This window comes from Diaphorobacter sp. ED-3, assembly GCF_027625375.1.
Lineage (GTDB): Bacteria > Pseudomonadota > Gammaproteobacteria > Burkholderiales > Burkholderiaceae_C > Diaphorobacter > Diaphorobacter nitroreducens.
This window is the reverse complement of record NZ_CP115182.1, coordinates 1,194,069-1,207,213: the sequence shown is the minus strand read 5'-3', so window position 1 is coordinate 1,207,213 and position 13,145 is coordinate 1,194,069. Positions and strand designations below refer to the sequence as shown.

General features: G+C 69.5%; 11 protein-coding genes. 8 read left to right on the top strand and 3 right to left on the bottom strand.

All coding sequences use genetic code 11. The features are described from left to right. Nucleotides 1-48 precede the first annotated feature (48 nt). The 3 genes from PCQ86_RS05880 to PCQ86_RS05870 all read left to right on the top strand — a co-directional run bounded on the left by PCQ86_RS05880 (nucleotide 49) and on the right by PCQ86_RS05870 (nucleotide 3,233). The gene (locus PCQ86_RS05880) at nucleotides 49-1,536 is read left to right on the top strand and encodes an ATP-binding protein (protein ID WP_270175072.1); all 1,488 of its coding nucleotides are present in this window, start codon (nucleotides 49-51) and stop codon (nucleotides 1,534-1,536) included. Next, complete coding sequence (locus tag PCQ86_RS05875; RefSeq protein ID WP_270175071.1) at nucleotides 1,533-2,261, top strand: response regulator; 729 nt, start codon at nucleotides 1,533-1,535, stop codon at nucleotides 2,259-2,261. Before PCQ86_RS05880 ends, PCQ86_RS05875 begins: the two co-directional genes overlap by 4 nt. A 195-nt stretch (nucleotides 2,262-2,456) precedes the next feature. Further along, the gene (locus PCQ86_RS05870) at nucleotides 2,457-3,233 is read left to right on the top strand and encodes a Crp/Fnr family transcriptional regulator (protein WP_103737291.1); all 777 of its coding nucleotides are present in this window, start codon (nucleotides 2,457-2,459) and stop codon (nucleotides 3,231-3,233) included. 36 nt (nucleotides 3,234-3,269) lie between these two features. Here the strand turns inward: PCQ86_RS05870 and fumC are convergent, their stop codons facing one another. Next, a complete protein-coding gene (gene fumC, locus PCQ86_RS05865; protein WP_270175070.1) occupies nucleotides 3,270-4,661 on the bottom strand; it encodes a class II fumarate hydratase in 1,392 nt (463 codons plus the stop codon). Between the two features lie 238 nt (nucleotides 4,662-4,899). On the opposite strand from fumC, the gene PCQ86_RS05860 reads away from it, so the two are divergent. Together PCQ86_RS05860 and PCQ86_RS05855 are read left to right on the top strand one after the other, a co-directional pair. Further along, nucleotides 4,900-6,459: a fumarate hydratase gene (locus PCQ86_RS05860; protein WP_015912701.1), complete on the top strand. Its 1,560-nt coding sequence runs from the start codon at nucleotides 4,900-4,902 to the stop codon at nucleotides 6,457-6,459. Nucleotides 6,460-6,602: 143 nt separating this feature from the next. Then, nucleotides 6,603-7,631 carry a YcjF family protein gene (locus PCQ86_RS05855; protein ID WP_270175069.1) on the top strand — a complete coding sequence of 343 codons (1,029 nt, stop codon included), beginning with the start codon at nucleotides 6,603-6,605 and terminating at the stop codon, nucleotides 7,629-7,631. An 84-nt stretch (nucleotides 7,632-7,715) separates the two neighbouring features. Here PCQ86_RS05855 and PCQ86_RS05850 read toward each other — a convergent pair whose 3' ends face one another. Both PCQ86_RS05850 and pmbA read right to left on the bottom strand, forming a co-directional pair. Continuing rightward, nucleotides 7,716-8,636 carry an O-acetylserine/cysteine exporter gene (locus tag PCQ86_RS05850; RefSeq protein ID WP_011804490.1) on the bottom strand — a complete coding sequence of 307 codons (921 nt, stop codon included), beginning with the start codon at nucleotides 8,634-8,636 and terminating at the stop codon, nucleotides 7,716-7,718. 25 nt (nucleotides 8,637-8,661) lie between these two features. Further along, on the bottom strand, nucleotides 8,662-10,071 hold the full coding sequence (gene pmbA / locus PCQ86_RS05845) for a metalloprotease PmbA (RefSeq protein ID WP_270175068.1): 1,410 nt from the start codon (nucleotides 10,069-10,071) through the stop codon (nucleotides 8,662-8,664). A 95-nt stretch (nucleotides 10,072-10,166) separates the two neighbouring features. On the opposite strand from pmbA, the gene yjgA reads away from it, so the two are divergent. From yjgA to PCQ86_RS05830, 3 genes are read left to right on the top strand one after another with little or no spacing between them, the layout of a single operon-like run. Then, on the top strand, nucleotides 10,167-10,829 hold the full coding sequence (yjgA, locus tag PCQ86_RS05840) for a ribosome biogenesis factor YjgA (protein WP_135149292.1): 663 nt from the start codon (nucleotides 10,167-10,169) through the stop codon (nucleotides 10,827-10,829). Continuing rightward, nucleotides 10,822-11,430 (top strand): molybdopterin adenylyltransferase, encoded by a 609-nt coding sequence (mog, locus tag PCQ86_RS05835; RefSeq protein ID WP_011804487.1) that lies wholly within the window; start codon nucleotides 10,822-10,824, stop codon nucleotides 11,428-11,430. Before yjgA ends, mog begins: the two co-directional genes overlap by 8 nt. Before the next feature lie 28 nt (nucleotides 11,431-11,458). After that, a complete protein-coding gene (locus PCQ86_RS05830) occupies nucleotides 11,459-13,105 on the top strand; it encodes a SulP family inorganic anion transporter (RefSeq protein ID WP_270175067.1) in 1,647 nt (548 codons plus the stop codon). Nucleotides 13,106-13,145 lie beyond the last annotated feature (40 nt).

Here is a 13,145-nt window from a genome sequence, read left to right as displayed (position 1 = left end):
GCCATGCCATCCTCGGCGTTTCCCCACGGTCAAGCAGCTCCCCACTTCATGCAACTTCCGCGTCTCACCCTCCAAGGCAAGGCCTTTGCAGCCCTGTCGGCGCTGCTGGGGGTGATGCTGGTGCTGTTCGTGGGCTTCTCGCTGCTGGGGCTGCAGCGGGGGCTGGGCCCCTACGTGGCCGAGGTGGAGTTGGCGCGCATGGACTGGCTGGTGTTCCGCCTGCAGGCCGCGTATGAACAGCAGGGCGGCTGGCAGACACTGCGCGAGCAGCCCGGCCTGTGGCGCGAGCTGCGCCGCCCGCGCAACGTCCAGATGCCGACCTTCGGACCCGCTCCCGTGCCTGCGCCCGAGCCCCTGTTGCTACCCCAGGTCACGCCCGGCACGGCCCCGCCGCCGGTGGACGCGCTTTCGCGGCGCCTGGGCGTGGTGGATACGCAGGGCCGCGTGGTGGCCGGCGCCGCACCCGTTGCCGGCGGTGCGCGGACCGCGCTGCGCGACGGCGAGGGGCGCCTGATCGGCCACCTGGTGCTGGCGCCGCTTGACGGGCTGGAGCGCGATGCGGACCGCGCCTTCCTGTCCAAGCAGCTCGGTTTCGTGGTGTGGAGCGGCGTGACGGGCCTGGCGCTGGCGTTGCTGCTGTCCTGGTGGCTGGCGCGGCGCTGGCTGCGCCCCATCGACACGCTGGTGACCGGCGCGCAGGCCATTGCGGCAGGCGAGCTGCACACCCGCGTGCCCGAACAGGCCGACAGCGAGGAATTCGCCCGCCTGATCCACACCTTCAACGCCATGGCGGAGCAGCTTGCGAGCGTCGAGGCCTCGCGCCGCCAGTGGATCGGGGACACCGCGCATGAACTGCGCACGCCGCTGGCCGCGATGCGCGCCGAGATCGAGGCCGTGCAGGACGGCGTGCGCCCGTTCGACGAAAAGACCGCGCGCCGCCTGCACCGCCAAGTCATGCGGCTGATCCAGCTCGTGGGCGATCTGCGCGCCAGCGTGGACATGGCCGGCGACCAGCCCCCGCCCGTCATGAGCGCCGTGCAGCCGCTCGCGCTGCTGCGCGAGGCCATGGCCGGCATGCAGTCGCGCTTCGACCAGACGGGTGTCGCCCTGCAGGCCGCGCCAGACCTGGCCACGCTCGCCAAGCAGCCGCTGCAGGTACACGGCAACGCACAGCAGCTGCACCGCGTGTTCCTGAACCTGCTGGAAAACAGCCTGCGCTACACCGACCCTGGCGGGCGGCTGCAGGTGTCGGCCAATGTGCAGCGCAATGGCGGCCCGCCGCGCCTCACGCTGCGCCTGGACGACACGGCGCCCGGCGTGGCGCCGCACGAGCTGCCGCACCTGTTTGAGCGCCTGTACCGTGCCGAGGCCTCGCGCCGCCGCGCCTCGGGCGACCTGGGCGGCTCGGGCCTGGGCCTGGCCATCTGCCGCACCATCGTGCAGGCGCACGGCGGCCAGATCGAAGCCAGCGCCTCGCCGCTGGGCGGCCTGCGCATCACCCTCACGCTGCCTCTACTGGAGAACCCCTCGCCATGACCACGCCCGCACGCATCCTCGTCGTGGAGGACGAGCAGGACATCGCCGACGTGCTGCTGGACTACCTGCGCCACGCGGGCTACGCCCCGGAGCACGCGGCCGACGGCCGCACGGCCCTGCAGGCCCTCACCGCCCCCCAGCCGCCCGACCTGACGCTGCTGGACGTCATGCTGCCCGGCATCGACGGGCTGGAGGTGCTGCGCCAGGCGCGCCGCCACACCGACAACCCCATCGTGGTGATCACCGCCCGCGTGGAAGAGGTGGACCGCCTCATCGGCCTGGAACTGGGCGCGGACGACTACATCTGCAAGCCCTTCTCGCCGCGCGAGGTGGTGGCGCGCGTGAAGGCCGTGCTGCGCCGGCGCGCACCGCCGGCCCAGGCCGCCGCGCAGGCGGAGCTGGCCTACGGCGCGCTAGTGCTGGACGAGGCCCAGCTGCACGCCACGCTGTACGGCACCCTCGTGGCGCTGACACCGCGCGAATGGCATCTGCTGCGCACCCTGCTGGCACACCCGCGCAGCGTGCTGTCGCGCGCCCAGTTGCTGCAGCACGCCTACCCGGACTCGCCGCAGGAGCCCAACGAGCGCGCCGTGGACAGCCACATCAAGAATCTGCGCCGCAAGCTGCGCAGCGCCGACCCCGCCGGGCACGACTGGATCCGCTCGGTCTATGGCGTGGGCTTTGCCTTCGACCCGCCCGCGGCGCCGCAGGACGCGCAGGACTGAAGTCGCTCCTTTTTCAATAGCTGCTTGCGCTTGCTACAAGCGCATTTAGAGCACTTTTTACTTTAAACGCACCCCGGTAGCCACAGCGGCCTACGCCGGGTGGGGTCAAGGGTTTTTCCCGAGCGTGACGGCGCCTAGAATGCCGCTGCCGCTGCCGCTGTTCCCGCGCCCGGCGCCCTTCACCGACGAACCACCATGCCCGCTCCCCTGCGCTTTTGTGCCGACGTGTCGCTGCAACGTCCCCTGTTGTCGGCGCGCGAGCGCGAGGCCCTGGACCGCAGCCCCTGGTTCTCCACCCTCTCGCCCTCGCTGCGGCACGACATCTTTCGCCTGGGCCACGTGACGCGCCATGCACACGGCGACCTGATCGTCGAGCAGGGCCGTCCCATCCGCGAATGGTTCACCTGCGCCAGTGGCGCGCTGCGCTTTCAACGCACCACGCCCTCCGGCAAGCTGGTCACGCTGGCCTATGTGGAGCCCGGCATCTGGGTGGGTGAGGCCGAGGTGCTCTACGGCCGTCCCTGCACCTACGACGCGCATGCCCATGGCCCCACCACGCTGTTGAGCGTGCCCGAACCCACCTTCCGCACGCTGCTGCAGGAGCATCCCTCGTTCGGCGAAGCGCTGCTCACGCTGCAGGCATGGAGCATGCGGTCGCTGTACTGCATGATGGAAGACATGGCCACGCTGCCGCTGCGCGCGCGCCTGGCCAAGCAACTGCTACAACTGCTGCAGCGCTTCGGCCCGCAGCGCACCGAGCCGGGCGAGAGCGTGCCGCTGGGCCTGTCGCTGGCGCAAGATGAGCTGGCCTGCCTGCTGGGCGGCTCGCGCCAGCGCGTGAACGTGGAATTGAAATGGCTGGAACGCGAGGGCCTGATCAGCGTGCGCCCCCGCGGCATCGAGATCCTGGACGCCACCGGCCTGCAGACGCTGGTGGACCAGGCTGCGGCAGACGGCCGCGGCGACGATTGAGCGCGCCGCCCACCGTCGCAACGTCCCTCCCAGCCGTCAGCGCCCCACCATCCGGGCGGGCACCACCCACTCATCGAACTGCGCGGGCGTCACGTAGCCCAGCGCCAGCGCGGCCTCGCGCAGCGTGCTGCCTTCCTTGTGCGCCTTCTTGGCAATCGCCGCGGCCTTGTCGTAGCCGATATGCGGGCTGAGCGCCGTCACCAGCATCAGCGAGCGTTCCACCAGCTCCGCGATGCGCGCGCGGTTGGGCTCTATCCCCACGGCGCAGTGCTCGTTGAAGCTCACCATGCCATCGGCCAGCAACCGCACGCTCTGCAGGAAGTTGTGCGCCACCAGCGGGCGGAACACGTTCAGCTCGAAGTTGCCACTGGCCCCGCCGATGTTGATGGCCACATCGTTGCCCAGCACCTGGGCGCACAGCATGGTCAGCGCCTCGCACTGCGTGGGGTTCACTTTGCCGGGCATGATGGACGAGCCGGGCTCGTTCTCAGGGATGGTGATCTCGCCGATGCCGCTGCGCGGGCCGCTGGCCAGCCACCGCACGTCGTTGGCGATCTTTGTGAGGCTGGCCGCCAGCGTCTTCAGCGCGCCGTGGGCATGCACCAGCGCGTCCTGCGATGCGAGCGATTCGAACTTGTTGGGCGAGGTCACGAAGGGCTGACCGGTGAACTGGGCCAGCTCCTGCGCCACACGTTCGGCGTAGCCCTCGGGCGCATTCAGGCCCGTGCCCACGGCCGTCCCGCCCAGGGCCAGTTCATACAGGTGCGGCAGCGCCGCGCGCACGTGGCGTTCCCCATGGGCAAGCTGCGCCACCCAGCCCGAGATCTCCTGCCCCAGCGTGAGCGGCGTCGCGTCCTGCAAATGGGTGCGGCCGATCTTCACGATGTCGTCGAACGCCTCGGCCTTGGCCTGCAGGGTGGCGCGAAGCTCCTCCATGGCGGGCAGCAGCCGGTGCACCAGCGCCTGCACCGCGGCCACATGCGTGGCGGTGGGGAACACGTCGTTGCTGGACTGGCTCTTGTTCACGTCGTCGTTGGGATGTACCAGCCGTGCCTCGCCGCGCTCGCCGCCCAACAGCTCGCTGGCGCGGTTGGCCAGCACCTCGTTGACGTTCATGTTGGTCTGCGTGCCCGAGCCGGTCTGCCAGACCACCAGCGGGAACTCGTCGTCGTGCTGGCCCAGCAGCACCTCGTCGGCCGCGGCGACGATGGCGCGCGTCTTGTCCGCCCCCAGCAGCCCCAGCGCGTGGTTGACCCGGGCCGACGCGCGCTTGACCTGCGCCAGCGCGCGGATGAGTTCCTGCGGCTGTCGTTCGCCCGAGATGGCGAAGTTCTGCAGCGAGCGCTGCGTCTGCGCGCCCCAGAGCCTGTCGGCCGGCACCTCGATGGGGCCGAAGGTGTCGCGTTCGATACGGGTGTTGGAATTCATGGAAACGCCTTTCTGATCCGGGAAGGAGCAACGGGGCGATTTCACCGCAAATGGCCACGAGGCCACTGAAAGCCCCTGCCGCCACGCCGGGCGGACGGGCGGACGGGCGGACGGGCAGCCGGGCGGGCGGGCGGGCGGGCGGGCGGGACTTTTCCCCTTGCTTTTGCCCTTGCATCAGGCGCGTGCAAGGTGCAGGGCGATAATCGCGGGCGTCCGTTTCACAAGAATCCTCCCCCACATGACCACGACCATCCGGTACAACGACCTTGTGGAGTCCGTAGCTGCCGCGCTGCAGTACATCTCCTACTACCACCCCGCCGACTATATCCAGCACCTGGCCCGCGCCTACGAGCGCGAGCAGAGCCCCGCGGCCAAGGATGCGATGGCGCAGATCCTCACCAACAGCAAGATGAGCGCCACGGGCCACCGCCCGATCTGCCAGGACACGGGCATCGTGAACGTGTTCCTGAAGGTGGGCATGGGCGTGCGCTTCGAGGGCTTCGCCGCCGACCAAAGCCTGGAGGACGCCATCAACGAAGGCGTGCGCCGCGGCTACAACCACCCCGACAACACGCTGCGTGCGTCGGTCGTCGCCGACCCGCAGTTCGCTCGCAAGAACACCAAGGACAACACACCCGCCGTCATCAGCGTGCAGATCGTGCCCGGCGACACGCTGGACGTGACCGTGGCCGCCAAGGGCGGCGGCAGCGAGAACAAGTCCAAGATGGTCATGATGAACCCCAGCGACAACCTGGTGGACTGGGTGCTCAAGACCGTGCCCACCATGGGCGCCGGCTGGTGCCCGCCGGGCATGCTGGGCATCGGCATCGGTGGCACGGCGGAAAAGGCCGTGCTGCTGGCCAAGGAAAGCCTGATGGAAGACCTGGACATGTACGAGCTGCTGGCCAAGAGCCAGCGCGGCGAGAAGCTGGACCAGGTCGAAGAGCTGCGCCTGGAGCTGTACGAGAAGGTCAACGCCCTCGGCATCGGCGCCCAGGGCCTGGGCGGCCTGGCCACCGTGCTGGACGTGAAGATCAAGATGTACCCCACGCACGCGGCCAGCAAGCCCGTGGCCATGATTCCCAACTGCGCGGCCACGCGCCACGCACACTTCGTGATGGACGGCTCTGGCCCCGTCTACATGGACCCGCCGAGCCTGGACCTGTGGCCCAAGGTGGACTGGGCACCCAACACCGAGACCAGCAAGCGCGTGGACCTCAACACCCTGACCAAGGAAGAGGTCGCGAGCTGGAAGCCCGGCCAGACGCTGCTGCTGAACGGCAAGATGCTCACCGGCCGCGACGCCGCGCACAAGCGCATCCAGGACATGCTGGCCAAGGGTGAGAAGCTGCCCGTGGACTTCACCAACCGCGTGATCTACTACGTGGGCCCCGTGGACCCGGTGAAGGACGAGGCCGTGGGCCCCGCCGGCCCCACCACCGCCACGCGCATGGACAAGTTCACCGACATGATGCTGGAGCAAACCGGCCTGATCGCCATGATCGGCAAGGCCGAGCGCGGCCCGGTCGCCATCGAGTCCATCAAGAACCACAAGAGCGCCTACCTGATGGCCGTGGGCGGCGCCGCCTACCTGGTCAGCAAGGCCATCAAGAACGCCAAGGTGGTGGGCTTTGCCGACTTGGGCATGGAAGCCATCTATGAGTTCGACGTGGTGGACATGCCCGTCACCGTGGCCGTGGACGCGGGCGGCACCAGCGCCCACATCACCGGCCCGGCCGAGTGGCAAAAGAAAATCGCCGCGGGCGAATACAAGGTCGTGCCCATGGTGGCCGCCTGACGGCCTCGCGATGTGAACCGTCCGTGACAAAAACCGCCCTCGGGCGGTTTTTGTTTTTCCAACGGGTAAAGGGCCAGCGCGGCAGGGAACCCCGCTGCCGCCTTGCACTCCCATCTGCATCTCTTCACCGCCTCAGGAGCACCATGACCGCAGAAGAAATCCGCGCCACCCTCACCTTGTGCCTGATGGCCTCGTACGCAGACGGCGAGAAGCACGACCGCGAACGCGAGCAGATCCGCGAGGTCGCGCAAGGCCTTGCGGGCGACGCGCAGGTCAACCTGCCCGGCCTGTACCAGGACGTGCTGCTGCGCCGCGTGCAGCTACCAGAAGTGTTGGGCCGCCTGGCCTCTCCCGAGTCGCGCCAGCTGGCTTATGAGATGGCCGTGTGCGTGTGCGAAGCCGACGGCCACACCAGCGCCAAGGAAGACGCCTTCCTGGCCCAGGTGCGCCAGGCCTGGGGCCTGGGGGGCGCGCTTACCACGGGGGGATTCGATGCCGAGGCCCAGGCCGTGGCCGACGCCCCTCTGCAAGCGCCTCTGCAAGCGCCTCTGCAAACGCCATTGGACGCATCCACTGCGCCTGCGACACCGGCCCCCCACCCCGCCGCTGCGGACGCGTTGCCTACCACCGCCGCGCAGCGCCGCCCCGGCAGCCTGCCGCCCGCCGAGATGGACCGCAAGATCCTGCAGGCGTCGATCATGAACGGCGCCATCGAACTGCTGCCCGAGAATCTGTCCACCCTGGCCATCATTCCGCTGCAAATGCGGCTGGTCTACCAGATCGGCCAAAGCTACGGCTATGAGCTGGACCGCGGGCACATCAAGGACTTCCTCGCGACGCTGGGCGTGGGGCTCACCTCGCAGTACCTGGAGCAGGCAGGCCGCAAGCTGCTCAGCGGCCTGCTGGGCAAGGCCGGCAAGGGCCTGCTGGGCGGCCTGGGGCGCCAGGCGGTGAGCAGCAGCATGAGCTTTGCGGCCACCTATGCGCTGGGGCATGTGGCCAACCAGTACTACGCGGGCGGGCGCACCCTGTCCACCGACATGCTCAAGGACGCCTACCAGCACGTGATGCAGGACGGCCAGCAATTGCAGGCGCGCTACCTGCCGCAGATGCAGGCGACCGCGCGCCAGCTCGACACGGCCAAGATCCTCTCCATGGTGCGCGGCGGCTGAGAGGCAAGTTGCTGCGCCGAACGCGGGTTTTGCTACCGTTTCAGGAGCATCTAGCGCTTGACTGGTAAGCGCTAGAGCCATTTTTTATATAGATGCAACCCCGCGGCGGCGCTTGGCCCACAGCCCGCCGAACTGGTTGATTACCATGCCCGCCAGCACGCCCAGCGTGCCCATCCATTGCCAGGCCGTGGGGCGCTCGCCCAGCAGCAGCATGGCCGACAGCAGTCCCACCACCGGCACCAGCAGCGATAGCGGCGCCACGGTGCTGGCGGCGTAGCGCTGCAGCAGGCGCGTCCACAGGCCATAGCCCAGCAGGGTGGACAACAGCGCCAGATAGGCCACCACGCCCAACTCGCGCCCGCCCAGGCCGCGCAACTGCTGCACCACGGCCTCCGTGCCGTCCACCACGCAGGCCAACAGCAACAGCGGCACGATGGGGAACACGCTGCTCCAGACGATGAAGGACACGGGCTCGTACGGCCCCTGGCGCGCTGCCACGCGCGTGAGCAGGTTGGAGCCGGCCCACATGGCCGCGGCCCCCACGGTGAGCAGGAAGCCCGCCAGGGTCATGCCGGAGGCGCCATCGCCGTGCGCCGCGCCGATGAACACCAGCCCGCCGATGGCGATGCACAGGCCCAGCCACTGCCAGCGGTGCGGCGTCTCGCCCAACAAGGCTGCCGCCATGAGCATGGTGATGAATGCCTGCGTCTGCAGCACCACCGAGGACATGCCCGCCGGCATGCCCAGCTGCATGCCGGTGAACAGCAGGCCGAACTGTCCCACACCCTGCACCAAGCCATAGGCCGCCATCACGCCCCAGGACAGGTGCCGCGGCGGGCGCACGAACAGCAGGAACGGCAGCGACGCCGCCAGAAAGCGCAGCGCGCACAGCACCAGCGGCGACAGCGTGGCCAGGCCCCACTTCATGACGACGAAGTTCAGCCCCCAGACCACAACCACCACCAGCGCCTTGGCCCAGTCGGCCCGCGACAGCGACGTGCTCATGCGCGGACTGCCGGCGCGGCGCGGCTCAACTGCCCGCCACCTTCATGCGGTTGATGAGGATGGAGCCCACCGTCTTGGCGCCATAGGTGTAGGCGTCGGCGCCCACGGCCTCGATGCCGCGCAGCATGTCCTTGAGGTTGCCGGCGATGGTGATCTCGTGCACCGGATAAGCGATGCGGCCGTTCTCCACCCAGAAGCCGCTGGCGCCGCGCGAGTAGTCGCCCGTCACGTAGTTCACGCCCTGGCCCATGAGCTCGATCACGAACAGGCCCGTGCCCAGCTTTTGCAGCATGGCGTCCAGGTCGTCGCCGGGCTTCGTAAGGCGCGACGACAGCACCAGGTTGTGCGAGCCGCCGGCGTTACCGGTGGTCGGCATGCCGAGCTTGCGCGCCGAATAGGTGCTGAGGAAATAGCCCTGCACGCGGCCCGCCTCCACCACCTGGCGCGGTGCCACGCGCACGCCCTCGTCGTCGAACGGCGTGCTGCCCTTGCCGCCCAGGATGAACGGGTCCTCGGCCACGTCGATGTGCTTGGCGAACACCTGCTTGCCCAGCGAATCGACGAGAAAGCTGCTCTTGCGGTACAGCGCGCCGCCGCTCACGGCCTGCACGAAGCCGCCCAGCAGGCCGGCGGCCAGGGGCGACTCGAACAGCACCGGGCATTCGGTGGTGGGGATCTTGCGGCTGCCCAGGCGGCTCAACGCGCGCTGGGCGGCGTAGCGGCCCACGGCCTCGGGCGCGGCCAGTTCGCGCGCGTCGCGCATGGAGCTGTACCAGGCGTCGCGCTGCATCTCGGCATTGCGCCCTGGCAGCGAGGCGATGGGCGCCACCGAGATGCTGTGGCGCGAACTGGCGTAGCCGCCGCGAAAGCCGCGTGTGTGGGCGCTGAAGAAATGGCTCTGCTGCGCCGACACGCCCGCGCCTTCGCTGTTGGTGATGCGTTTGTGGGTCTTGAAGGCGGCGGCCTCGCACTCCAGCGCGAGAAGCGCGGCCTCTTCGCTGGTGATGGCCCAGGGGTGGAACAGTTGCAGGTCGCGGTGCGTTTCCTGTGGCGCGATGTCGGCCGCGTCGGGCAGGCCGGCCACCGGGTCCTCGGCGGTGAAGCGGGCGATGTCGTAGGCCGCCTGCACCGTGCGCTCCACGGCGGCCAGCGAGAAGTCGGACGTGCTCGCATTGCCACGGCGGTGGCCTACGTACACCGTCACGCCCAGCGACTTGTCGCGGTTGCGCTCCACCGTCTCCAGCTCGCCCTTGCGTACGTTCACCGACAGGCCGCAGCCTTCCGAGGCGTCCGCCCCCGCGTCGGTAGCGCCCAACTTCTTGGCATGGGCCAGGGCATGGTCCACCAGGCCTTCAAAGAACTCTCGGGTATAGCTGAAGCCGCTGTCGGGCTGGGAAGAAGTGCCGCTGGCGGCGCGGTTGCTGGATGTATTCATAGCGGCGGCTATGATACTTGCCGACCCGCGCCGCCGCGCGGCAGGCGCCATTGCCGCTGCGCCGCGCAGGGCCTGTTTCCGCCCCCAGCACACCCATGTCACGCAAACCCAAAAAAGGCTATTTTGTGAAGGGCCATTTCGTTGCCGAAGGCAGCGAGATGGACCTGCAGCTCAAGGCCGAACTCAAAGGCACCGACGGTGCCACCAAGACCGACCTCAAGCGCGAGATGGAGGCGCTGCAGGACCTGGGCTCCGAGCTGCTCACGCTGCGCAGCGACCTGTTCGCGCGCCTGGACCTGCCCGAAAAGCTCCAGGATGCATTGGCCGAGGCCCGCCGCATCACCAACTTCGAGGGCAAGCGCCGGCAGATGCAGTTCGTGGGCAAGCTCATGCGCAAGCTGGAAGAAGGCACCGTGGCGGCCATCCACGCCGCGCTGGACGAACAGCGCAACGGCTCCGCCGCCGAGAAGCTGGCCCTGCACCAGGCCGAGCACTGGCGCGACCGCCTCATTGCGGACGACAATGCGCTGGCAGCATGGCTGGAGCAGTTTCCGCGCACGGACACGCAACAGATCCGCGCGCTGATTCGCCAGGCGCGCAAGGATGCGCCGTCCGACCATGAGGCGCGGTTGGCCCAGTCGCAGGGCGAAGCTCCGCGCAAGGGGCGTGCCTACCGCGAACTGTTCCAGTTGGTGCGCCACCAGATGACCGAAGCGGCCGCCCTGGCCGTGCATGAGGAGCGCGAAGACGATGCCTGACACCCACAAAGCCCCGTCCTACGAGCCGGTCAAGATCGGCATCGTCTCCATCAGCGACCGCGCCAGCAGCGGCACGTACGAAGACAAGGGCCTGCCCGCCCTGCACGACTGGCTCAAGCGCGCGCTGCACAACCCGATTGCTTTCGAGCCGCGCCTGATTCCCGACGAGAAAGAGCGCATCAGCGCCACGCTGGTCGAACTGGTGGATGCCGGCTGCAGCCTGGTGCTGACCACCGGCGGCACCGGCCCCGCGCTGCGCGACGTGACGCCCGAGGCCACGCTGGCCGTGGCCGACAAGGAGATGCCGGGCTTTGGCGAGCAGATGCGCCAGATCTCGCTGACGTTCGTGCCCACGGCCATCCTGTCGCGCCAGGTGGCGGTGATTCGCGGCCAGAGCCTCATCATCAACCTGCCGGGCCAGCCCAAGGCGATTGCCGAGACGCTGGAGGGTCTCAAGGACGACAGCGGCGCACAGCGCGTGCCGGGCATCTTCGCCGCCGTGCCCTACTGCATCGACCTGATCGGCGGGCCCTACCTGGAGACACGCCCCGAGGTCTGCAAGGCCTTCCGCCCCAAGACCGCCGTGCGCCCCCAGCGCTGAGCGCGCCGCCCCGCCACGGGGCCGTGCCATGCTGCCCACCGATCGTCCTGCCGCGCCTTCGCGCCCCCGCGCAGGCCACACGTTCCTGGCCGGCCTGGCCATCGCCGGCCTGCTGGTTCCCGAGGCGGTGGCGTACGCCGCCATCGCCGGCGTACCGCCGGCCCATGCGCTGGTGGCGGCGCTCGTCGGGCTGCTCGTCTATCCGTTCATCGGCACCAGCCGCTTCGCCACGCTCTCGGCCACGTCGTCGGCCGCGGCGATCTTCGCGTCCGTCGTGGCGGCGGAAGGCACGGGCGGAGCGTTCGCGCTGGTCGGTGTCACCGGCGGACTATTCATCGTGGCGGCGCTCGCACGCGCCGACTTCCTGGCGGCGTTCGTCTCGCGCCCCGTGCTGCGCGGCTTTGCGTGGGCGCTCGCGGTCACCATCGTCGTCAAGCAACTGCCCGGCCTCACGGGCGTTCCGGCCCAGGGCTCACACACGCCCGGCCTGCTGTGGGACTGGCTGGGCGGGCTCGGCAACGCACAGGGTCTGACGGCAGCGCTGGGCTGCGGCACGCTGGCTCTGTGGCTGGCGCTACAGCGCGCCCAGGCGCGGCATGCCTGGGTGCAGCCCTCGGTGCTGGTGCTGGCGCTGGGCATCGCGCTGTCCGCGGCGCTGCCTTTGGCGGCGCACGGCGTGGTGCTGGTGGGGCCGGTCACGCTGCAGGGGCTGCAGTGGGGCTGGCCGCGGCTGGACTGGGACCACTGGGTGCGCGCCGCCCAGGTGGCGCCGGCGCTGATGATGATCCTGTTCGCCGAGTCGTGGGGATCGGCCCGCTCCCTGGCCCTGCAAGCGGGCGACCGCGTGCACGCGCGGCGCGAGATGCTGGCCCTGGGCGCCGCCAACATCGGCAGCAGCCTGCTGCAGGGCCTGCCCGTGGGCGCAGGCTTCTCGGCTTCGTCGGCCAACTACGAGGCTGGGGGGCACAGCCGCTGGACGGGCCTCGTCGCCGCAGCGGCGATTGCGTTGGCGCTGGGATTGGCGCAAGGCGCACTGGCGCTTGTGCCGCTACCCGTGCTGTGTGCGGTGGTGATCGGCATCCTGTCGCACAAGCTGGGCCCGCGCCCCTTGTGGGCCACGCTGCGCTGGAATGGCGACGCCTGGATGGCATTGGCCGCCGCGGCCGGCGTGTTGGTGCTGGGCGTGCTGTTCGGCATGCTGCTCGCGGTGGGGCTTTCGCTGCTGCTGGCGCTGCGCCGCTTTGCGCAGCCGGCCGCCAGTGAGCTGGGCCGCCTGCCGGGCACGCATGATTTCGTCGCGCTCAAGCTGCACCCGCACGCGCAGCGCACGCCGGGCGTGCTGGTGCTGCGGCCGGACGAACCGCTGTTCTTTGCCAATGCCGAGGCCATGGCGCATATCGTGGCCACGCACGCAGGAGCCCAGGGCGTGCGCGCCGTGGTGCTGAGCGTGGAGTCCAGCGACGATATGGACGTGACCACGCTGGAGGCCCTGCAGGAGTTGCAGGCCCATCTGGCGCGCCGGGGACTGGCCCTGCTGCTCGCGCGCATCAAGGACCACCCGCGTGCCGCGCTTCAGCGCGCCGGGCTCACGCATATTCCGCTGTTCTGGAGCGTGGACGACGCCGTGGGCGCGGCACAGGGCATGGCCATACCCGAGCAGTCCACTCAACCGTAGCCCCGCCGCCGCGTACCCGGCGTAATGTAGCGGCTTCACC